The organism is Brachyspira pilosicoli, assembly GCF_008016535.1.
In the GTDB taxonomy this organism is placed as follows: domain Bacteria; phylum Spirochaetota; class Brachyspiria; order Brachyspirales; family Brachyspiraceae; genus Brachyspira; species Brachyspira pilosicoli_A.
The window spans coordinates 26,803-49,033 of the sequence record NZ_SAXY01000030.1 but is presented as its reverse complement, the minus strand read 5'-3'; the positions used below and the strand labels follow the sequence as shown (position 1 = coordinate 49,033).

At 30.3% G+C, this 22,231-nt stretch carries 16 protein-coding genes and 2 rRNA genes; 7 read left to right on the top strand and 11 right to left on the bottom strand.

What is annotated here, in order from left to right:
* Nucleotides 1-399: 399 nt before the first annotated feature.
* From EPJ72_RS13350 to EPJ72_RS04605, 6 genes are all read right to left on the bottom strand, one after another.
* Nucleotides 400-810 (bottom strand): hypothetical protein, encoded by a 411-nt coding sequence (locus EPJ72_RS13350; protein WP_242004914.1) that lies wholly within the window; start codon nucleotides 808-810, stop codon nucleotides 400-402.
* Between the two features lie 24 nt (nucleotides 811-834).
* Nucleotides 835-1,791 carry an Rpn family recombination-promoting nuclease/putative transposase gene (locus EPJ72_RS04625; RefSeq protein ID WP_147731051.1) on the bottom strand — a complete coding sequence of 319 codons (957 nt, stop codon included), beginning with the start codon at nucleotides 1,789-1,791 and terminating at the stop codon, nucleotides 835-837.
* Nucleotides 1,792-1,855: 64 nt separating this feature from the next.
* Nucleotides 1,856-3,139, bottom strand: a complete 1,284-nt coding sequence (locus tag EPJ72_RS04620) for an adenylosuccinate synthase (RefSeq protein ID WP_147731050.1) — start codon at nucleotides 3,137-3,139, stop codon at nucleotides 1,856-1,858.
* Nucleotides 3,140-3,417: 278 nt separating this feature from the next.
* On the bottom strand, nucleotides 3,418-5,952 hold the full coding sequence (gene lon / locus EPJ72_RS04615) for an endopeptidase La (RefSeq protein ID WP_147731049.1): 2,535 nt from the start codon (nucleotides 5,950-5,952) through the stop codon (nucleotides 3,418-3,420).
* A 230-nt stretch (nucleotides 5,953-6,182) separates the two neighbouring features.
* Entirely contained in the window at nucleotides 6,183-7,316 is a 1,134-nt protein-coding gene (locus tag EPJ72_RS04610) for a pyridoxal phosphate-dependent aminotransferase (RefSeq protein ID WP_147731048.1), read from the bottom strand.
* A 98-nt stretch (nucleotides 7,317-7,414) separates the two neighbouring features.
* Entirely contained in the window at nucleotides 7,415-9,901 is a 2,487-nt protein-coding gene (locus EPJ72_RS04605; RefSeq protein WP_147731047.1) for a Crp/Fnr family transcriptional regulator, read from the bottom strand.
* 521 nt (nucleotides 9,902-10,422) lie between these two features.
* Here EPJ72_RS04605 and EPJ72_RS04600 point away from each other — a divergent pair.
* The 3 genes from EPJ72_RS04600 to EPJ72_RS04590 all read left to right on the top strand — a co-directional run bounded on the left by EPJ72_RS04600 (nucleotide 10,423) and on the right by EPJ72_RS04590 (nucleotide 13,954).
* Nucleotides 10,423-13,410: ribosomal RNA gene (locus EPJ72_RS04600) — 23S ribosomal RNA — on the top strand.
* A gap of 118 nt (nucleotides 13,411-13,528) precedes the next feature.
* Nucleotides 13,529-13,645: ribosomal RNA gene (gene rrf / locus EPJ72_RS04595) — 5S ribosomal RNA — on the top strand.
* A 78-nt stretch (nucleotides 13,646-13,723) separates the two neighbouring features.
* On the top strand, nucleotides 13,724-13,954 hold the full coding sequence (locus EPJ72_RS04590; RefSeq protein ID WP_147731046.1) for a hypothetical protein: 231 nt from the start codon (nucleotides 13,724-13,726) through the stop codon (nucleotides 13,952-13,954).
* Between the two features lie 163 nt (nucleotides 13,955-14,117).
* On the opposite strand, the gene EPJ72_RS04585 is transcribed toward EPJ72_RS04590, so the two are convergent.
* Nucleotides 14,118-15,107 carry a LacI family DNA-binding transcriptional regulator gene (locus EPJ72_RS04585; protein ID WP_147731045.1) on the bottom strand — a complete coding sequence of 330 codons (990 nt, stop codon included), beginning with the start codon at nucleotides 15,105-15,107 and terminating at the stop codon, nucleotides 14,118-14,120.
* Between the two features lie 170 nt (nucleotides 15,108-15,277).
* On the opposite strand from EPJ72_RS04585, the gene EPJ72_RS04580 reads away from it, so the two are divergent.
* From EPJ72_RS04580 to EPJ72_RS04565, 4 genes are all read left to right on the top strand, one after another.
* Nucleotides 15,278-16,699, top strand: a complete 1,422-nt coding sequence (locus tag EPJ72_RS04580) for a PTS transporter subunit EIIC (RefSeq protein ID WP_147731044.1) — start codon at nucleotides 15,278-15,280, stop codon at nucleotides 16,697-16,699.
* Between the two features lie 180 nt (nucleotides 16,700-16,879).
* Nucleotides 16,880-18,349 (top strand): glycoside hydrolase family 32 protein, encoded by a 1,470-nt coding sequence (locus EPJ72_RS04575; protein WP_147731043.1) that lies wholly within the window; start codon nucleotides 16,880-16,882, stop codon nucleotides 18,347-18,349.
* Nucleotides 18,350-18,567: 218 nt separating this feature from the next.
* On the top strand, nucleotides 18,568-19,089 hold the full coding sequence (gene fliS, locus EPJ72_RS04570; protein WP_147731042.1) for a flagellar export chaperone FliS: 522 nt from the start codon (nucleotides 18,568-18,570) through the stop codon (nucleotides 19,087-19,089).
* Between the two features lie 2 nt (nucleotides 19,090-19,091).
* A complete protein-coding gene (locus EPJ72_RS04565) occupies nucleotides 19,092-19,832 on the top strand; it encodes a protein kinase (protein WP_199749264.1) in 741 nt (246 codons plus the stop codon).
* Nucleotides 19,833-20,059: 227 nt separating this feature from the next.
* Here EPJ72_RS04565 and EPJ72_RS04560 read toward each other — a convergent pair whose 3' ends face one another.
* From EPJ72_RS04560 to rpsF, 4 genes are all read right to left on the bottom strand, one after another.
* Nucleotides 20,060-20,887: a thioredoxin fold domain-containing protein gene (locus EPJ72_RS04560; RefSeq protein WP_147731040.1), complete on the bottom strand. Its 828-nt coding sequence runs from the start codon at nucleotides 20,885-20,887 to the stop codon at nucleotides 20,060-20,062.
* Between the two features lie 108 nt (nucleotides 20,888-20,995).
* Nucleotides 20,996-21,322 carry a 30S ribosomal protein S18 gene (gene rpsR / locus EPJ72_RS13610; RefSeq protein WP_147731039.1) on the bottom strand — a complete coding sequence of 109 codons (327 nt, stop codon included), beginning with the start codon at nucleotides 21,320-21,322 and terminating at the stop codon, nucleotides 20,996-20,998.
* Between the two features lie 24 nt (nucleotides 21,323-21,346).
* Entirely contained in the window at nucleotides 21,347-21,784 is a 438-nt protein-coding gene (locus tag EPJ72_RS04550) for a single-stranded DNA-binding protein (protein ID WP_147731038.1), read from the bottom strand.
* Nucleotides 21,785-21,807: 23 nt separating this feature from the next.
* A complete protein-coding gene (rpsF, locus tag EPJ72_RS04545) occupies nucleotides 21,808-22,140 on the bottom strand; it encodes a 30S ribosomal protein S6 (protein ID WP_147731037.1) in 333 nt (110 codons plus the stop codon).
* Between the last annotated feature and the right edge of the window lie 91 nt (nucleotides 22,141-22,231).

Below are 22,231 nucleotides of genomic sequence, written 5' to 3'. Positions count from 1 at the left end.
TTTTATTCACAATTATTTTTTCTCTGAAGTATTCGCCATATAAGTTTTCCGCACGGTAATGCTATGCTTCAATTATAGCTTCTTATACGTGCGGAGGAGTACCTTTTAATATACAATTAAATTATAAAATTTATAATAAAATGCAGTCCTTTTGATTCTTTTATACCAATAAAAGAAGTGGGGTGCGGGGCAAAGCCCCGCAAATAAAAAACTAAAAAAATATTTTTAATAAAATTAAAAGTTTTAAAATATGTAATAAGTCTTTTTATTCAACTTTTTCCCGCATTACGCGGTGCGGACTTCGTCAAAGTTGCAAAAAGTGCAAGTGTTCTGGCTTTATAAATGTTCTATCTTCATATATAAAAAATATCTATATTTTTAAAAACAAAAATTGATAAATCAAAGATTCTTTATTTCCTCTTCATTTAATCCTGTTAGCTCCATTATTGTGCTTGCGTCCATTCCCTTATCTTTCATCGCTTTTGCTATTATTAATGTGCTGTATTTTTTGCCTTTCTCTATGCCTTGTTCTATACCTTTCTCTATGCCTTTCTCTATGCCTTGCTCTATACCTTGTTCTATGCCTTGCTCTATACCTTGTTCTATACCTTTCTCTATGCCTTGTTCTATACCTTGTTCTATACCTTGTTCTATACCTTTTTCCCATTCTCTATGTAGTGTTTCTCTTTGGAAATATTCTTCTGCTTCTTTTATCTTATATACATCAAGAAGCGGATTTTCTGATATAAATGATTTGCATTTCTTATCTACTTCATCAAATATTGTATTTTCTTTTATTAGGTTTGACATATTTTATACAACTCTATTATATAATTAAAGGTTATTTATTTCCTCTTCATTTAAGCCTGTTAGCTCAGCTATAGTTTTTGTATCCATTCCCTTATCTTTCATCGCTTTTGCTATTATCAATGTGCTGTATTTTTTACCTTCTTCTCTGCCTTCTTCTCTGCCTTCTTCTCTGCCTTCTTCTCTGCCTTCTTCTCTGCCTTCTTCTCTGCCTTCTTCTCTGCCTTCTTCTCTGCCTTCTTCTCTGCCTTGTTCTATACCTTTCTCCCATTCTCTATGTAGTGTTTCTCTTTGAAAATATTCTTCTGCTTCCTTTATCTTATATACATCAAGAAGCGGATTTTCTGATATAAATGATTTGCATTTCTTATCTACTTCATCAAATATTGTATTTTCTTTTATTAGGTTTGACATTCTCTCTCCTCCAATAAAAAATTTGTACCAACTATTTAAATCTTTATTTAGTTGTTTATCATAATTAAATTTCGGCAATTCCAAAAAATGAAATTGACAATGATCTGTAAGTATTTTATTATGTTTTAATTCTTTTAATATATAGCAGCTGTAGCAATCTTCTATACCATCAAATAAAACAAAGTCTAAAATATTTATGCTTATCACAGGAAGAAGCTTATTATAATCATCACCTTTATTTAAATTTAAACTATAATTGCTTGCCCAATAAAATAATGTTCTTTTAATAAAAGTTTCATTGCCTTGTAATTGTATCTCTATTATAACAACTTCTCCAGTATCAGCTGTGCATTTTATATCTACTACGCTTTCTTTTGAATTAAGATATTTCTGCAAATTAAATGGGTTCAGTATCTCTAAAGTTTCAAAAGTTTTGAAGTTCAAATTATCCATAACAGCATTAATAAAATTTAATACTATTTTCTCGTTGCCGAGATTTGAAAAAAGATATCTTACAAAACAGTCATTTTTTTTATTTAATGTATCTGCAGTGATTTTAAACTCATTCATAAATATATTATAGCAAAATAGAAGCTAAAAGTCAAAAGCACTATAAAATAACTTTAATATTCAATTAAAAAATATCTTTAATAATTATAGTCTCATCTCTTCCGGCTCCAACAGACACTATAGATATTTCTGTGTCAATTACTTCGCTTAACCTTTTTAAGTATTTTTTAGCATTTTCTGGAAGCTTATCATATTCTCTAATATTTGCAGTGCTTGTTTTCCAGCCGTCAAACTCTTCGTATACAGGTTCAACTTTTGAAAGTATATCCAAGTCAGCAGGATAATCTTCTAATATTTCGCCGTTGTATCTGTAGGCAACGCATATTTTTAGTTTATCCAATTCGTCTAATATATCAAGTCTAGTAATAGCTACAGAATCAAGCCCATTAACATAAGAAGCATATTTTATCACACAAGCATCAAGCCATCCGCACCTTCTTGGCCTTCCTGTAACAGTGCCGTATTCACCGCCTTTATCTCTTATAAACTGCCCAACATCATCAAAAAGCTCTGAAGGGAAAGGTCCCTCTCCAACTCTAGTAGAATAAGCCTTAACAACCCCTATAACATTATCTATCTTTCTAGGTCCGACACCAGAACCAGTACAAGCACCGCCCGCAGCAGGGTATGATGATGTTACAAATGGGTAAGTTCCATGGTCTAAGTCAAGCATTGTAGCCTGAGCACCTTCAAATAATATATTCTTCTTTTCTTTTATTGCCTTATTTAATATTGTAGTAGTGTCGGCAACATAAGGTCTTAATCTTTCTGCATATTCTAAATACTCTTTTAATAATTCTTCATAATTAATTCCTTCGTGGTTATAAAGCTTTTTAAGAAGTTTATTTTTAAGCTCAACATTAAACTTTAATTTTTTAGCAAATGTTTCTTTATTCATTAAGTCAACTATTCTTATGCCTAAACGGCTTGCTTTATCCATATAACAAGGGCCTATTCCGTTTTTTGTAGTGCCGAGTTTATTTTCTCCCAAATCCTCTTCCTGAAGTTCATCTAATATTTTATGATAAGGCATAAGAACATGAGCTCTGTTAGATATTTTTAAATTAGACATATTAACTTTTTTCTCTATAAGGCCGTCAATCTCGCTTAAAAAAACCTTAGGCTCTATTACAACGCCATTACCTATAATGCATACTTTATCTTTATGAAGTATTCCAGAAGGAAGAAGTCTTAATTTATATTTGATATTATCAACAACAACGGTGTGTCCTGCATTACTTCCGCCCTGAGAACGAACTACATACTGAGCCTTATTAGCAAGATAATCAACAATTTTTCCCTTGCCTTCATCACCCCACTGTGTACCTACAATAATAACTGAAGCCATAAATATTTCCTCCTAGTAAAAATATCTGTAATTTTTTTTTATAAAAAACACACGAAAAACATTATATAAAAAAATTAACACAATTTCAAGCACTAAAAATCAATAAAGTTTTTATTTATTTTTTGTTTTAATTATTTTGATTTTTTTGATTTAACAGAATTTTTATTTATATGCATACTATCTATATTAATTTTTAAAATATCAATAATCCTTTAATAATAATAAAAAAGACTCAAACTTTTAAGTTTAAGCCTTTTATATTATAAATATTTTAATTATTATTTTTTTGTTTTTTTGGATTTACTTGATGCTTTATCAGTTTTTTTATTATAGTTATTTAATTTAAACATAAAGTTAAACACCTCTTCTACATCTTTTACAGGGTGGAAAATAAGAGAGCTTTTAACTTTATCAGGTATTTCATCTAAATCTCTTTTATTTTCAAAAGGTATTATAATATGCTTAATAAAACCTAATCTCTTAGCTGCTATAGTCTTTTCTTTAAGCCCTCCAATAGGAAGAACTTTTCCATTGAGAGAAAGCTCTCCTGTCATAGCAGTATCATTTCTAATAACTTTATTCATAGCAAGCGATAATAAAGCAGTAGCTAAAGTAATACCAGCAGAAGGACCGTCTTTTGGAGTAGCACCTTCTGGTATGTGCAGGTGTATTACAGCGTCATTAAAGTAATTCTCATCAACGCCGTAATTTTTAGCAACACTTTTTACATAGCTGTAGGCAATCTGCACACTCTCTGTCATCACCTCTCCAAGCTGTCCTGTTATGTTTATAGTGCCTGCATCTTTTTTCTCTTGTACTTTAATAGATTCTATAGTTAAAGTAGCTCCGCCCATAGAAGTCCAAGCTAAACCTATTGCATTTCCCGGCTTTAAATCTTTTTCTGTAAAGTCTTCTGTAAATATTGGCTTTTTTAAATACTTTTCTAAATCTTTAGAATCTATTGTTATATTATAATTTTCTTTATTGTTTGATACTACATCGGCTGCAATTTTTCTGCATATTTTCTCTATCATTCTCTCGAAGTTACGAACTCCCGCCTCTCTAGCATAACCATTAACTATATCTGCTATTGCTTTGTTTGTAAACTTAATATTTTTAGCAATTAAACCATGTGCCTTTAATTGTCTTGGTATTATATATTTCGCAGCAATTTTTAACTTCTCTTCCATGATGTAGCCTGATAGCCTAATTACTTCCATTCTATCAAGCAAAGGTCTTGGAATAGTGTCTAATGTATTTGCTGTTGTAATAAACAAAATATTAGATAAATCAAAAGGCAAATCAAGATAATGATCTCTAAAAGAAGAGTTCTGTTCTGGGTCTAACACTTCAAGTAATGCACTAGAAGGGTCGCCCTGAAAACTCGCACCCAATTTATCTATTTCATCAAGCATTAAAACAGGATTTTTAGATTTAACAATTTTTAGAGCCTCAATTATTTTACCGGGCATAGCACCAATATATGTTCTTCTGTGCCCTTTAATTTCTGCCTCATCTCTCATACCGCCTAATGAAAATCTAAAGAAAGGCCTATCTAATGCCTCTGCAATGCTTTTTCCTATAGATGTTTTACCAACTCCCGGAGGACCTACAAAACATAGTATTGAAGATTTTTTCTCTGGGTTTAGTTTTCTCACTGCCAAAAACTCATATATTCTCTCTTTTACATCTTCCAAACCATAATGATCTCTGTCTAATATTTTTTTGCTTTTTGTTATGTCTTCTCTCTCTTTATTTTCTTTGTTCCAAGGCAATGCAAATAGTGTATCAAGATAATTTTTTGAAACAGTATACTCTGGAGAATGTGTATCTATTGTTGAAATCTTTTCTATTTCTTGCTCCATTCTCTCTCTTACTTCATCTACAATTTTTAATTCTTTTAACTCTTTTTTATATTTATCTATGTCTTTTTGTTTAGGGTCTGTGTCATAGCCTAATTCTTTTTTTATCTCTTTTAACTGCTCTTTTAAGAAATAATCTCTTTGCTGTTTTTGTATTTTAGAGTTAATGCTTCCTTGAATTTTTTGCTGAAGTTTTGTTATCTCTCTCTCTTTTTGAAGAAGCAGTAAAACTTTTTCTAATCTCTCCTGCACATCAAAAGTTTCTAATATTTCTTGCTGATTAGCTCTTTCAACATTTATCATAGAAGTAACAAAATCTGCTAATTTACCAGGGTCATCAACATTCACCATAGTAAGACGCATCTCTTCTGTAAAAAGTGGATTGCTCTCACTTAATGATTTTACCTCAGAAAGTAAAGCTCTTGTATATGCTTTTATCTCTTTTGCTTCTTTATCGTTGCTTGTTGTCATTATGTCTGGTATATATAATGGCTCTGCTCTAATTACAGGGTCTGTAGAAATGTATCTAATTATTTTATATCTTTTAATTGAATTAATAAGAAGGTTAAGCCCTCCATCTGGAAGATTAAGTTTTTTAAATACTTTTACAACAACACCAACTTTATATATTTCATCTATGCTTGTTTTTTTTATGTCTCTTGGTTCATCTTGTATATACAAATTAAGCCCTAAAAAACCATCATTTTCTGCGATGGCTCTATTTACAGCATTAGCCTGAGAAGCTGGTATTGGAAATGGTGCATAAAGTCCAGGAAATAATGGCTTTCCCATCACAGGTATTATTATTAATCTTGATGGAAGTTTATCTTCAACTATTGATATTGCATTATCAGAATTTTCTTCTTGAGATGTTTCAATAGTTTTATTTTCTATATTATTTTCTGTATTTTCATTTTTTTCTATATCATTGTTTTTATTATTTTCACTCATTTTATTTTCTCCAAAATATGTTTTTACATTATAAACAAACTAATTATTTTGTCAAAATTTAATATGTTTTTATAATATATTTTTAAATATAAAAAATAATAGGCAATATAATAGTTATTTTTTAAATATATATAACCATATTTATTAATAAAAAATTAAAACACAACCCAAAAAACAAGGGGCTTTCAAAGCCCCATAATATTATTTTTTATTATTTTAAATAAAATATTTTATTTATGTAAAAAATCTTTTATTCTCTTAACAGCCTCTTTTAATACAGGTATATCCTGTGTTAAAGCTATTCTAAAATAATTTTCACTTCCAAAAGCAATACCCGGTACAACAGCAACACCAGTTTCATCTAATAATCTCATAGAAAAATCAAGCGAAGGCTCTTTAGAAAACTTACTGTATCCTACAAATAAATAAAAAGCTCCCCTAGGCTCTATTACATCAAAACCTAAATCTGTTAATTCTTTTGACATTGTGAATGCTCTATCTTTATAAATATCTCTAAAACTTTCTATCACAGGATATTTTTCTAAAGCATACTCAGCAATAGCACAAGATAAACTAACCATACTACCCACATTATTAAAACTAGCATTAACCAAATATTTTCTTACATCTTCTGGAGTGATGCTGTATCCTATTCGCCAACCAGTCATAGAATGAGATTTTGAAAACCCATTTAATATTATGACTTTATCTTTAATAGAAGGATAAGAAGCAAATGATGTAAAAGGATAAAATGATATAGCAGAATATATTTCATCGGCTATAATAAATATATCTTTTTTCTCAAAATATTTTACAAGCTCATCAATCTCTTCTTTTTTTAGCATGTATCCAGATGGGTTTCCAGGATTACTAAAAAGAATTGCTTTTGTTTTATTAGTTATAACTTTTTCTATCTTTTCAGGCTTTAATACAAGATTATCTTCTCTTGTGTCTAAAAATACTACTTTACCATAAGATAATTTAACTGCCTGTTCATATGGTGAGAAAAACGGAGTAGGTATTATAACTTCATCATCAATATTTAATATAGTTCTAAATACAGATGATATACCTTCCATAGAACCAATATGCATAGTGATGTTCTTCGCATTAACATTTGAACCATAATATTTGTTATAATGCTTAGCAACTAAATCTCTTAAATGTTCACTTCCTCCAGATTGAGTATATGGAAGAGCATGAGTTTTAGCATATTCACATCCATAATCAATTAATTCTTTTGGAGGCTGTAAATCTGGTTCTCCTATTGTAAGCATTATGCTGTCTTGTTTTTTTTCTGCTTTTTCTGTGAGTCCTCTTATTAGAGAATATGGTACTTCTAATATATTTTTATTAAGCTGCATTTTTTTTATCTCCATAAAAAATAGAAATTGAGTTTAAAATATTATTATATAGAGTAATATTATATATAAAAACTATTTTTTTGTCAATTTTATTATAGTTACATTTTCTTATAAAAATCTATATGATTTTGCAGCTCTTCAGGCAAAGGATTACCTGTTTTAGTGAATTTGAAATATCTATTTTCTAATTCAGTGGCTTTTTTATTTCTTATGTTTTTAAATCTATTAGCCATATCAGCAAACATAGGTTGTTTTTCAAGTTCATCTCTTATATTTTTAGCAAAAGGTACTTGTCTGTATAATATACCTCTTGCTACTCTGTTTAGACGCATAATACCTTTACTTTCGTATTTAAGCCATATAACATAATCTGATACAAATACTTCTCTTAAATTATTTCTGCATTTTTTTATTTGTACTTTTAATTTTTCTTTAGCATCGTCAGAGAGGTTTCTGTTTTTCTTGTAGAACTGAATATAATCGCTGTATTCTGAAGTAATAGACATTTGAGTAATATCATTCCAAGCAGGACCAAGCATAGTTTTACAAAGTTCCCATCTAAAAGCCCCCATCATAGGGAGAGTTAAACCTTCCAAATCTTCTGATGTGAATATAGGAAGTAGGAATCTAGCAGTGCTGTTTTTTTGTCTGCTTGAAAGCTCTTCCCACATCATAGCACGAGAACCGTATGTAGGCATTAATATAATGTTTGGCAACACCTCCTGCATAACAAGTTCTTTTTCTATGTTTAATTCTTTATTTTTATATAAAACTTCTCTGTAGAATGCAGAAAAATCTATTTCTAATATAGAGTTTAAAGTGTTTTCCATAGTTTCTCTTTTTATTAGAGAATCTTTAAAATCTTTAATTACCATATCCTTATGAAGAATAGGGAAGTAAACACTTATTTGACCATAACATAATCTATGAGTAGTTTCAATCATATTGTCCACTTCATATTCAAGTCTTCTAAGAGGGCTTTCCCAATGCTCTTCCAATTCTTGATCGCTAATAGTTCCTCTTTTTTTCATTTCTCTCAAAGCTTCTCTATAATCCTGACCAAAACCATTAACTGAAGGAGGCTCTTCTTTATCATAAATTTTTTGAAGCCATTCGTCTATATAATATACATTAATTCTTTTAGTAGATGTTTTATCTTTAACTTCGTATAAATCAACAATTTGATTTGGTGTAAGTAATTGATCGTCCATATATCCGAAGTTTAAGAACATAGAGAGTAATTTACTTTTTTCGTTGTTTATGATGTATTTTTTAGCTATTTCTTTATAAACTTCAAAGAATACATTTGTAACACTTCTTCTAATTTTTCTAGCATCATCTTCAGTGCTAAATTTATCTTTTAATTTTTTGAATGCATTTAAAGATTTAAAGAATGTAGAGGCTCTATCTTCAGGTATTCCTGCTATTTCTATTATTTTTTTGCTAGGTTTTTTAATCTCTTCAGGAATATCTTCCACACCCATGACTACTTGAACATTATTTTCTTCGCTAGTTTCATTATTGCTAGAGTTTATATTTTGTGTAAGTTTTTTTATAGTGCTTTCTAATTCATCTATGTCAATATTTAAATCATAGTCATATTTATTTTTAATTTTTTCGCATATATCTTTTGTAGTATTTGCTATATATCTAGAATATCTAGCCCATACTTCATAACTTTTACCCTGTTTTTCTAATTCAAAAGCCATTTTAGAATATTCACCAAATAGAGATTCTTGATTATTTGAATATAGAAAAGCTATATTTTCCATAGTGCTTATAAATTCAGATTTAAGCATATAAGCTATATCTTTTAAAGTTTCGTATAATATAGCAGTAGCCGACAAAGTCATATTAACATCATATCCAAAGAAAGAAGATTTAATTTCTTTAGGCATAGTTAAAAATATTTTTATATATTCAATTTCAAATTCTAATTTTTCATTTTTTTCAATGATTTTATTTTTATTATTATTGTATATCTCTTCATGGTCTTCTTTTATAAAATCAGAGTCAAAATCAGTAGGAAAATTAAAACCATCATTTGTAGCATATTCAAAAACTTCTTTTGTTTTTAGAAACAATTCAGATTTAATATTTCTATTTTTAGCATTTAAATTAAAATACATAACACCAAGATTTGTAGTTACTATTCTAATCTCATCATTAATTTTTTTAATTTTAATATACTCATCGTAAGTTTTCATTATAAGATAAGCAAGAGAATGGTACATATTTGTCATATATGTTTTATTGCTATTGAAGAATGTTTTTATATATTCTATATCAGGAATATTTATTGTATATATTTCATTGTCATTTTTAGATTTGAAAGAAAATATATAATTAGAATCGTATATAAATGATCCAATTCCAATCATAATATTTCTAGGTATAGAAAAAAGTTTACAGCTATATTTCATAATTTCTTCTTCATCTTCTATACCGATTAATTCTCTAGAAGATATATAAACATCAATATCACCTTTAGTGATTATAGAAATGTTTTTAATTTTTTCACCTTCATAATATATAGTAGTATTTGGTGTAAGATTTTTTATTCCGTTTTCTTCTGGCATATTCATATGAAACTCTCTAAATTTTTAAAAATAATAATATAATTATAAGTTTTTTCTCAAAAAAAAGCGAATTTTTTGGTTAATATTTTGTTTTAATTTTATTTTTGAAATTTAGGTTTAAAAATATGTATAAAATGTATAATATATAATAAATTTTAAAGAAAAAACAGAAAAAAAAGTGTATTTGAGGCGGAAAATAGTATTGCGTTTTTTTAGCTGTATGCTATACTGGTAAAACATTGATGATAAATAAAAAACATCAATGAGAAACAAAAGATGATCTTTGACAGATATATAAGAGCGTAGATTTTTATAAAGTATTTTCCAATTAAGAAGCGGAAAGTCAGCGATTATAAAAATCTTCACTTGATAAGAAAAGAAAACACAATTAGATTGTGTGTCTTAGAGTAGAAACAATTAAGCGGACGTTACTAAAGAATTAGAAGAAACAGCTTTAATTAGCTAAGAAGTCTCATTCAAGACGTATTAGACTTAAGAACTTAGAGATAAGAAGGAAAGGATAATATGGTCAAGTAAGTAAGGGCTTAAGGTGGATGCCTAGGCACTGGAAGGCGATGAAGGTCGTGACAAGCTGCGATAAGCTACGGGGAGAAGCAAATATTCTATGATCCGTAGATCACCGAATGGGAAAACCTATAGAAGCAAGCCTTCTATATCATGCACTGAATCCATAGGTGTATGAGGCGACACCCAGGGAACTGAAACATCTAAGTACCTGGAGGAAGAGTAATCAAAATTGAGATTCCCTCAGTAGTGGCGAGCGAAAGGGGAAGAGCCTAAACCGTAATAATGTCAAGTTGTAAGGCGTTGTTATTGCGGTGTTGTAGGGCGGTGAGTGGTATACTTACATATATCGACTTTGCTATATATGATAGTGGAACTGTTTTGGAAAAGCAGGCCATAGTGGGTGATAGCCCTGTACACGAAATCATATATACAAGGTTTTGCCGTTCCTGAGTAGGGCGGGGCACGTGAAACCCTGTTTGAATCTGGGTAGACCACTATCCAAGGCAAAATACTAACCAGTGACCAATAGTGTAGAGTACCGTGAGGGAAAGGTGAAAAGTCTCCCGTTGAGGGTTATTAAATAGAACCTGAAACCTTAAGCTTACAAGTAGTCAGAGGGAACCCTGCTAGCAATAGTAGAAGGCCTGATGGCGTGCCTTTTGTAGAATGAGCCTGCGACTTATAGTATGTAGCAAGATTAAGAGGTAATAGCCTTGTAGTCGTAGTGAAAGCGAGCCTTAATAGGGCGAAATTAGTTGCATGCTATACGACCCGAAGCCAAGTGATCTACCTATGAGCAGTGCGAAACTCGAGTAACATTGAGTGGAGGTGCGAACCAGTGGCCGTGAAAAGGCTTTGGATGACTTGTGGGTAGGAGTGAAAGGCTAATCAAACTTGGAGATAGCTGGTTCTCTCCGAAATGTCTTTAGGGGCAGCGTTATGTGTTTACTTGCGGGGGTAGAGCACTAAATGGACTAGGGCTCCTAACCGAGTACCAAACCCAACTAAACTCCGAATACCGTAAGTTAAGAACATGGCAGTTAGACAGCGGCGGATAAGCGTCATTGTCAAAAGGGAAACAGCCCAAATCCTCAGCTAAGGTCCCAAAATCTATGTTAAGTGGGAAAGGATGTGAGAATACTTAAACAGCCAGGAGGTTGGCTTAGAAGCAGCCATTCCTTTAAAGAGTGCGTAACAGCTCACTGGTCGAGTGTTTTTGCGCCGAAAATGTAACGGGGCTCAAACATAGTACCGAAGCTAGGGAATTATAGAGTTAATCTATGATTGGTAGGAGAGCGTTCTTTAAGCCGTTGAAGGTGTATCGTAAGGTATGCTGGAGGTATAAGAAGTGAGGATGCAGGCATGAGTAACGAGAAAACGGGTGCGAAACCCGTTCGCCGCAAACCCAAGGTTTCCTAGGTAAAGCTAATCTGCCTAGGGTTAGTCGACCCCTAAGATGAGGCTGAAAAGCGTAGTCGATGGGAAACAGGTAAATATTCCTGTACTATAGTATGTTTCGATGGAATGACACAGATTGTTTGCGTACGCGAGGTGATGGTTATCCTCGTCGAATAGCCGAGACTTGTGGCGAGTAAATGCTTGCTGCTTTAAGGTTGAGGTGGATAGTGACTGGGCTTTCGGGTTCAGGAAGTTGCGTGAATTAGGCTGTCTAGAAATAATTTCTAAGGTTAGGCATATTATAATCGTACCGCAAACCGACACAGGTGGGTGAGATGAGTATTCTAAGGCGCTCGAGATAATCTTCCCTAAGGAACTCTGCAAATTAGTCTTGTAACTTCGGAAAAAGAGACGCTTGAATCTCGGTAGCAATATCGGGAGGAGAGTCGCAGTGAAAAGGCCTGGCCGACTGTTTAACAAAAACACAGATCTCTGCAAACATGTAAATGGATGTATAGGGATTGACACCTGCCCAGTGCTGGAAGGTTAAAAGGAGAGGTTAGCGTAAGCGAAGCTTCGAATTGAAGCCCCAGTAAACGGCGGCCGTAACTATGACGGTCCTAAGGTAGCGAAATTCCTTGTCGGGTAAGTTCCGACCTGCACGAATGGTGTAACGATCCGGGCACTGTCTCGGGGAAGAACTCGGTGAAATTGAATTATCAGTGAAGATGCTGATTACCCGCAACAGGACGGAAAGACCCCGTGAACCTTTACTATAACTTGACATTGAGTTTTGTTTTGTGATGTGTAGAATAGATGGGAGGCTTTGAAGTGGGAGCGCCAGCTTTCATGGAGCCATCGTTGAAATACCATCCTTCGCAAAATGGGATTCTAACGATTAACCGTTATCCGGCAGTCGGACATTGTCAGGCGGGTAGTTTGACTGGGGCGGTCGCCTCCTAAAGAGTAACGGAGGCGTGCAAAGGTCACCTCAAACCGAATAGAAATCGGTAGTAGAGTATAAAGGCATAAGGTGGCTTAACTGCGAGAGAGACATCTCGAGCAGGTGCGAAAGCAGGTCTTAGTGATCCGGTGGTCCCGAGTGGAAGGGCCATCGCTAAACGGACAAAAGGTACTCCGGGGATAACAGGCTTATCTCCCCCAAGAGTTCATATCGACGGGGAGGTTTGGCACCTCGATGTCGGCTCATCGCATCCTGGGGCTGGAGCAGGTCCCAAGGGTTTGGCTGTTCGCCAATTAAAGCGGTACGCGAGCTGGGTTCAGAACGTCGTGAGACAGTTTGGTCCCTATCCGTTGCGGGCGTTGGAAAATTGAGAAGAGTCATTTTTAGTACGAGAGGACCGAAATGAACGCACCTCTGGTGTATCTGTTGTTCTGCCAAGAGCATCGCAGAGTAGCTATGTGCGGACGGGATAACCGCTGAAAGCATCTAAGTGGGAAGCCTCCTTCAAGATTAATTTTCCCTATGAGTTTCGTTGGAGACTACGACGTTGATAGACTGCAAGTGTAAGCAGGGAAGAAATACCTGTTCAGCTGAGCAGCACTAATCAGACCAATGGCTTGACCATATTATCGTTTTCTTCTTATAAACACACTAAAAAGAAAACATATAACAAGAATGAGACAATCTACGCTCCTATATATCTGGCAATATCATCAAATTGTTCTTTAATTTGCTAATATTATTTCGGTGACCATAGAGAAAGTGATACACCCGTTCCCATTCCGAACACGGCAGTTAAGCCTTTCATCGTCGATGGTACTGTAAGGGTAGCTTTACGGGAGAGTAGAACGTTGCCGGGTATATATTATATATTTTTATCCCAATAGATTTTTCTGTTGGGATTTTTTATATTTAAAATAATTAATAAGATTAACAAAATGAATAACAAAGAAAGAATTATAAAAACTATTAGAATTATAACATATTTATTTTCTTATATGATGGTTACTGTTGTAGCTTTTAATTATGGTTATATGTTTTATGCTATTAAATTTGACGGAGCTTCTGCTTCCCCTAATATTTCTTTTATTTTTGCTTTGCCTTTTATTATTGCTATATTAGTATGTGTTGTTTTAATAAAAATTATAGATAAAAAAATGAAAGATTAAGAATTTATTTAATAAAAAATGTTAAATGAGTAGATATATATACTTTATATAGCCATTTTTATTTAATTTAATACATAATAATTAAATGAAAACAATTTTTAAATGTTAATAATCCAAGAAAAATATAAAAAAGTAAATAAAAAAATAATTTTGCAACTTATATTTATTTCACGCTTTTGCCTTCTATAAATTTGTAATCAACATAGAATACTTGTTCTACTTTTATGTTATTAATTAAATTTATTAAAGTATTAGCAGCAGATACACCAGCATTAAATGAATCAAATTTTATAGTAGAAAGTTCAGGCTCTATTATTTCATCAATCTCATATCCACCAAAAGATATTACAGATATATCATCTGGAATTTTAAGCCCCATTTCTTTTGCAACCATATAAACACTATGAGCTTGCCTATCTGTAGAACATACTATAGCATCCAATTTTTTATTTTTTAATAAATTTTTAGCTGCAATTTTAGCACTATCATAAGAAAAGTCTGCTAATTCAATATTTATATTCTCTATTCCATATTTTTTTAAGCCGCATATAACTCCATTTTTTCTATTAACCCCAATAGCAACATCTTTTTCATCAACACTAATGAAACCTATATTATTATGATTTCTCTTAGCAATATATTCTCCTATCTCAATACCCGCATTATAATCATCATTAATGATACTTATACCATCAGCATATTCTTGCCCATAAATTACAAAAGGTATATCTAGTTTTTTTAATATTTTCTTATGCTCATCTGTAATATATGTAGCACTTAATACTATACCATCAACATTTAATCTCTTTAATTTTTCTATATATTTAACTTCTAATTCATTTTCATGATTTGTGTTCATTATTATCGGCATATAATTTTTTTCTCTAAAAGTCTTTTCTAAGCCAGTAAGTACCCTAGATGTAATTGTTGAATCTAAAGCAGGCACTATAATTCCTATTATATAGCTTTGTCTTGCTTTTAATCTAGCAAAAGTATTAGGCTCATAATTATATTTTTTTATTATTTTAGTTATTTTGTCTTTAGTTTCTTTTTTTATATATCCACCGTTAAAGTATCTTGATATTGTAGTTTTTGTTACTCCTGCAATTTCAGCTATTTCTTTCATTGTTATCTTTTTATTTTCGATTCTCATTAAACAGTCTCTTTTTATATGTTATTTTATGAGAGTATATATCTTTTATGTTAAAAATCAAATGTGGCCCTTTATTTTTTATAAAAATTTGTATAATTATGGTTGACAGAATATTAAAAGATGATAGAATAATATGTAACCGATTACATAAATATATTAGGATTTTTATTATGGCTATAAATTATAAAAAAACCGCTGAAGAAATTATTAAAACAGTAGACAAAGATAATATCACCTCGGCAACTTTCTGTGCTACAAGATTAAGATTGATAGTAAAAGACAGAGAAAGTATAAAAGACACAGATATTCAAAAGATAGAAGGGGTGAAGGGAGTATTTTTTAACTCTGGGCAGTATCAGATAATATTGGGTACTGGTGTTGTAAATAAAGTTTATGCTGAGGTTGTTAATTTAGGAGTTGAGGGGGCAGCAAAACAAAATACAGAAGAGATAAAGAAATCTGCAGAAAAAAATAGCTTTAGAAAGTTTATTCGTATATTTGCAGATGTGTTTGTTCCTATAATGCCTGCTATGATTGCAACAGGTTTATTTTTAGGGCTTAAGGGTGCTTTAATTAATGATAGTTTTTTGATCATATTTAATTTGCAAGTGTCAGACATACCAGTTTCTATTATGACATTTATGAGCGTACTTACTGAAACAACATTTGCATTTTTGCCTGCTTTGGTATGTTGGTCTACTTTTAGAGTGTTTGGAGGCTCTCCTATATTGGGTATATTACTTGGATTAATGCTTGTTTCTCCTGCCTTGCCTAATGCATATTTAGTTGCTAACCCTGACAGCGGTGTGAAACCTATAATGCTTTTTAATTTTATACCTATAGTTGGGTATCAAGGAAGCATACTTCCAGCACTTATCGCTGGTATTATAGGCTCTAAAGTGGAATTAAATTTAAGAAAAGTTATACCTAATATAATAGATATACTTGCTACTCCTTTTTTAATTTTGCTTATAATGCTTATATTATCTTTAGCTATAATTGGACCTATTTTCCATATAGTTGAACAGTGGATATTAGTAGCTATTAATTTCTCTTTATCATTGCCTTTTGGAATTGGCGGATTTATAATAGGTTTTGGAATAATATTTATAGTTGTTACTGGCGTTCATCATGTAATGAATTTAATAGAGATATCTTTTCTTGTTGCTACTACTCTAAACCCAATTAATCCTCTTTTATCTGTTGCTAATTTAGCTACGGGTGCTGCTTGTTTGGCTGTTACATTAAAAACCAGAAGAAAGAGTGTAAAAGCTATGGGGTATGGTGCTACATTATCAGCTTGGCTTGGAATAACAGAGCCTGCTATATTTGGTATTAATATAAGATATGGAATAAAGCCTATGGTTTGCGGTGCTATTGCTGCTGGTATAACAGGGTTGATTGCAAGGTTATTAAACTTACAAGCTACTGCTAATGGTGTTACTGGTATACCGGGGGCATTACTTTATATTTATGACAGTAAACAGTTAATAGGTTATATTGCTGTTGCTTTAATTACTGTTGTTTTATCTTTTACTATTACTTGGTTTTTTGGTGTGCCTAATGAGTATATGCAGGAAGATGAAGAGTAAAAATAGATAATAGTTTATATAGTTAAACATATATATTTTGTTAATTTATATATTTTTGTAAATGTATTATCAACTTTTTCCTTATCTCACATTATGTGTACTTCATAAAAGTTGTAAAAAGTGCTAAAAAACAAAATTGATAAACTTAAAAATTTTTAGCACATATTAAAGGATAATCAAATGAACTTGGTTGCTAAAGTATTTGAAGAGGCAATAAAACAAAAAGAAATTGAATATATTAATAAGGAAAATAAAAAATGGAGATTAAATTTTCATTTAATGCCTCCTGTAGGTTGGCTTAATGACCCTAATGCTTTATCTTATTTTAAAGGTGAGTATCATATATTTTTTCAATATTCACCTTTTAGTGCTAATGGCGGATTAAAGTTTTGGGGTCATTACACAACTAAAGACTTAATCAACTACAAGTATATAGGAGTTTCATTATATCCAGATCAAAAATATGATTGTCATGGAGTATATTCTGGCTCTGCTTTTATAGAAGATGATAAGATGTATATATATTATACAGGCAATGTAAAACTTTTAGGAAAGCATGATTATATTGAAAGCGGAAGAGAGGCTAATACTATGCTTATTGTTTCAAATGATGGTATTAACTTCTCTGAAAAAGAATGTTTAATGGAGATGAAAGATTATCCTAAAGGTATAACTAATCATATAAGAGACCCTAAAGTATGGAGAGAGGGGGATTCTTATTATATGGTTCAAGGTGCAAGAAAATACGGAGCTGACAGAGATAATGATATTGGAGAAGTGTTAATATTTTCTTCAAAAGATAAAAAGAATTGGAAGCACACAAGCACTATAAATACCAAAGAGAGATTTGGTTATATGTGGGAATGCCCTGATTTGTTTAATTTAGATGGTCAGAATATTTTAATTACTTGTCCGCAGGGTGTGAAGCAAATTGAGAGTGTTTACGAAAATATTTATCTTTCTGGATATTTTTTAATTAATGATGATTACAAAAATAAAAACTCTGCTGAAGCAACAAACTTTACTGTATTAGACAGAGGTTTTGATTTTTATGCTCCGCAGACATTTTTAGATGAAAATGGAAATAGAGTTATTATAGGTTGGATGGGGGTTCCTGACACTGAAAAGACTCATAAAAATTTAACAGTTAAGTATGGCTGGCAGCATTGCTTAACTGTTGCAAGAGAATTAAGTTTCAAAAATGGCAAACTCTATCAAAAGCCTCATAGAAATTTAGAAAAATTGAGAGAGAAAAAAATATTTGAAAATAAATGTTCTTATTCTTCATTATCTGATAATTTAATTTCTGATGTTAAGTCTTATGAAGTTTTAATTGATAGTATAAAATATTATAATAATTTTGAGTTACTAATTTCTGAAAATGTTTCTATTAAATATAAAGATAATAAATTTATATTAGAGTTTATAAACGATATAGGAAAACAAATCGGCGGCGGAAGAGACAAAAGAAGTGCATATTTAGAAAAGTTAGAAAATATAAGAATATTAATAGATACTTCAGCGATAGAGATATTTATAAATGATGGAGAGATGGTATTTACTACTAGGTATTATCCAGATGAATATTCTTTTAGGGTTTCAGGGGATATGAGTTTAACAATATATAAATTACAATCTTTTAGTTATTAAATAGTTTTTTATGATTTTATTATTATAATTTAATATAAGAAACATATTATATAAAAATATCAAAAAAATTAAAACTCATTTTTGACAAATTATGCTTGTTTCGGTATAATATAGTATATGTATGCATCTTTTATGAAAAATAGTAAAAAATATTTTATGCTTTTTTCTATTTTCCGATAATAATTTTATAATAAATATTAATTTATGGGGGGATTTAATTGTCTACTAATAACGGTTACCAAAAATATAAAAAAATTGATGTTAGTACAGCATCTCAAAATAGGCTAGTTATTATGCTTTATGACGGTGCTATTAAGTTTCTTGAGAATGCTTGTAATGCTATGGACAAAAAACATGGTACAGAAGAGGCTCATAATAATATAATGAAAGCTCAAGAGATTATATATGAACTTCTCTCTTCTTTAAACTATGATGCTAAAGAAATAGCTGATAGGCTTGCTTCTATTTATACTTATATGAATCAAAGATTAACAGAAGCAAATATATCTAAAACTAAGCCGCCTATATTAGAGGTTATAAAATATCTTAAAGAATTAAAAGGTGCTTGGGAAGGTGTTGAGCAAAAAATGTCTTCATCTAACATTACTGCAAATGATAAAGAAGATACTAGTTCTACTCCTAAAAATAATTCTACTCCTGCTGATAATAAAAGTTATGATAAAAATTTTGCAAAAAAAGATGATAAAGCTGTTACATCAAAATTAAATATTACGGGTTGATGATGAAAAAGATTTGTTTTTATATTTTTATATTTATAGTTTTTATAATTGCTGTATCTTGCGGCGATAAGACTCAAGAGACTATTGAACAGTATCAAGCTAGAATGCAAAATGCTCAGATACTAAAATATTATAATATACAAGAAGTAACACCTCCTAGAGTTGTAGATGACGGTATATTATTTACTTTTGCAGAAAATTATGATTCTGTGGAAGTGTCTGGAGATTTTAATAATTGGGAAGATAGTATACCTCTTATAAAAAACTCTTATGGTATATTTTATTATTTATGGCAAACTCCTCTAAAGGCTGGAGAATATTCATATAGATATAGAGTTAATGGTGTTTGGATTAATGACCCTATAAATCCAAATATAGAATACGACAACAACAATCAAGAGGTTAGCTATTTTGTATTAGCTGAAGATATTGGTTTTTATGAGAGAAATCCTATATACAATGCAGACGGTACAGTAACATTTTTCTACAGCAATGATACAGCATTAGAAGTTATGTTTACATCAGATAAATTAGGTTTTGACAGCTTAAGATATCCTATGACTTATTCTAACAATTTATGGACTATCACTTTAAGAGCAGAACAAGGCCCTTATTATTATAACTTTGTAGTTGATAGAGTATGGGAAATAGACCCTATTAATTTAAATGTTTATAAAGGAAATGACGGAAGGCTTCATTCATTTACTACTATAAATTATAATAATACAAATTTAATAAAGTAAATAATTAAAATAAAAAGTTATAAATTTTTACAATATATTGAAATAATAATTTTCTATTAATTTTTTGTTGTTATTTTACCGTCTTACACGGTGTGTACTTCGTCAAAGAACCAAAAAGTGTAAGTGTTTTAGCTTTTGCATATATGGAATATGTATTAAATAAAAAATAATATTTGTATTTTTAGATATGCTTAAGAGCTGTTTTTTTAATGCATAACATTACTTCTTCACTCTTCTCCATAATATTCAATAGCTTCTATATATTGATTTCTTAATTCATTATTTGTTATGCTATTTGTAAAGCTATTTAAGTAGTTTATTCCTTCTTCTTTATTTCCCATAATTATTTTATAAATGCCGTTAAAATATATAGCCTCATATATCTTTTGAGAATTACTATAATTGTTTAATACTTCATTGAAATATTTAATGCCTTCATCAAACTGTTCATTGTAAAATAATAATATTCCTATATCTACTAAATATGTTGGTATATCTTTTTTTTCTATTTTATTTTCTTTTATCAATACACCATACATATCTGCTGCTTCTTTATAATACTCATAGTCTATATATATTTTTAATTTCTCTACTGTTGGATTATTATTAGCAAACTCTCTATTAATATTTTCTCTTTTTATTTTTATATTTTTTATCTCTTCAAGTAAATCATTTGTATCAATATAGCCTAATATCTTTTTTATAATAAAAGCATTTGTATTTATAAAAACTGTAGTAGGGAAAGCATTAATATTGTATTGATTTGTTAGAAATTTTACATCTTCATCATTGTATTCAGCATTAATTTTTAAAGGCACAAAATTGTAGTTAATATTAGAAACTATATCTTTATCCAAATAAACATTCGTCTCCATTATCTTACAAATTGTACACCAATCAGTATAAAAATCTATCATTATAGCTTTATTTTCTTTTGCTGCCTTTTCTAATGCTGTATTATAATTAGTTTCCCAATTTATTAATTGTCTATTTTTATTATTATTACAAGATAACAAGAATAATATACTAAATGCTATAATAAAAATGTTTTTCATTTATATATCCTAATTTATTTTTTAATTCAGTATAAAAAAACAGCCATCATATATAAAATATAATGACTGTTATTATTATCAAGTTTATGAAATTTATAAAACTAATTATTAATATTTAGTTTCATAAGGAAGAAGAGCAATATTTCTAGCTCTTTTTATAGCTTTAGTAACTAATCTTTGATGTTTAGAGCAAGTACCATTTAAGCGTTTAGGTATAATTTTTCCGCTTTCTTTAACATATTTTTTTAATAATTTTATGTCTTTATAATCTAATACATCAATATTATTTTTGCAGAAATAGCATATTTTTTTCTTAAAAAATTTTTTTCTGCTAGATGCATCTTTATTAAAATGTTGTTTTTTATCAGTTTTAACTTTATTTTCTTCTTCATTATTAGAAGTATTCTCTACATTTTCTGTGTTTTCTAATTCCATTGTTTTATCTCCTCAAATATTTAATTAAAATGGCACTTCATCATCGTCAGAAAAACTACCTATATCAATACCATCAGACATACCGCCTCCAACAGAAGCTGAAGGAGTATAAGTAGTATCCATTGAGCCAGATTGACTATTAGCTCCTAGCATTTGCATGCTATTAACTATAATTCTAATTCTTGATTTTGTAGTATTTGTATCTTTATCCTGCCATCTATCCTGTCTTAAAGAGCCATTAATAGCTATTTGTTTGCCTTTAGTTAAATATTTACTTATAGTTTCTGCTGTTTTACCAAAAGCAACTACATCGAAATAGTTAACCTCATTAGCATTTTTAGTGCTTACATAATAATTATTTGCTATAGAAAACTCTACAACCGCACTTCCGCTTGGCAAATATTTAAGCATAGGATCAGCAGTAAGTCTGCCTATTAAAGTTACATTATTTACATCTGACATAATAATTTAAGCCTCTATACTAATTATGCTTCTTGACTATTAGATTCTTCTTTTTTAACTTCTTTTTTTTGCATAATTTCATCTAAACGAACTATTATAAATCTTAATATACTAAGCTCATATCTTAATTCTTTTTCAATTGTTTGTAAGCTTTTACCATCACATTTGAAATGATAGAAATAGAATTTACCCTCATTTACTTTACGAATAGGGTAGCTTAGCTTATGAATGCCATAATCTGATTCATTGAATATTTCACAGTTATAGTTTTGTAAGATAGATTTGACATGTTCTTTTGCTTTTTGATGTACAGAGTCATTTATCTCTGTAACGAAAAGAATTTCATATTCTCTCATTTGTTTAAACTCCTTGGACAAGGCTTCATGTTTTCACGAAGCGAAGTATTTAATAATATCTTATTCGTGCAATTATATATTTTTTTACTAA

What these genes read in the sequence shown, in the direction of transcription:
- rpsF (WP_147731037.1), bottom strand. Translation starts at nt 22,140, where the DNA reads ATGAGAGAATATGAAATTCTTTTCGTTACAGAGATAAATGACTCTGTA.
- EPJ72_RS04580 (WP_147731044.1), top strand. Translation starts at nt 15,278, where the DNA reads ATGGCTATAAATTATAAAAAAACCGCTGAAGAAATTATTAAAACAGTA.
- EPJ72_RS04560 (WP_147731040.1), bottom strand. Translation starts at nt 20,887, where the DNA reads ATGAAAAACATTTTTATTATAGCATTTAGTATATTATTCTTGTTATCT.
- lon (WP_147731049.1), bottom strand. Translation starts at nt 5,952, where the DNA reads ATGAGTGAAAATAATAAAAACAATGATATAGAAAAAAATGAAAATACA.
- EPJ72_RS04565 (WP_199749264.1), top strand. Translation starts at nt 19,092, where the DNA reads ATGAAAAAGATTTGTTTTTATATTTTTATATTTATAGTTTTTATAATT.
- EPJ72_RS04575 (WP_147731043.1), top strand. Translation starts at nt 16,880, where the DNA reads ATGAACTTGGTTGCTAAAGTATTTGAAGAGGCAATAAAACAAAAAGAA.
- EPJ72_RS04625 (WP_147731051.1), bottom strand. Translation starts at nt 1,791, where the DNA reads ATGAATGAGTTTAAAATCACTGCAGATACATTAAATAAAAAAAATGAC.
- rpsR (WP_147731039.1), bottom strand. Translation starts at nt 21,322, where the DNA reads ATGGAATTAGAAAACACAGAAAATGTAGAGAATACTTCTAATAATGAA.
- EPJ72_RS04550 (WP_147731038.1), bottom strand. Translation starts at nt 21,784, where the DNA reads ATGTCAGATGTAAATAATGTAACTTTAATAGGCAGACTTACTGCTGAT.
- EPJ72_RS04605 (WP_147731047.1), bottom strand. Translation starts at nt 9,901, where the DNA reads ATGAATATGCCAGAAGAAAACGGAATAAAAAATCTTACACCAAATACT.
- EPJ72_RS04590 (WP_147731046.1), top strand. Translation starts at nt 13,724, where the DNA reads ATGAATAACAAAGAAAGAATTATAAAAACTATTAGAATTATAACATAT.
- EPJ72_RS04585 (WP_147731045.1), bottom strand. Translation starts at nt 15,107, where the DNA reads ATGAGAATCGAAAATAAAAAGATAACAATGAAAGAAATAGCTGAAATT.
- EPJ72_RS04610 (WP_147731048.1), bottom strand. Translation starts at nt 7,316, where the DNA reads ATGCAGCTTAATAAAAATATATTAGAAGTACCATATTCTCTAATAAGA.
- EPJ72_RS04620 (WP_147731050.1), bottom strand. Translation starts at nt 3,139, where the DNA reads ATGGCTTCAGTTATTATTGTAGGTACACAGTGGGGTGATGAAGGCAAG.
- EPJ72_RS13350 (WP_242004914.1), bottom strand. Translation starts at nt 810, where the DNA reads ATGTCAAACCTAATAAAAGAAAATACAATATTTGATGAAGTAGATAAG.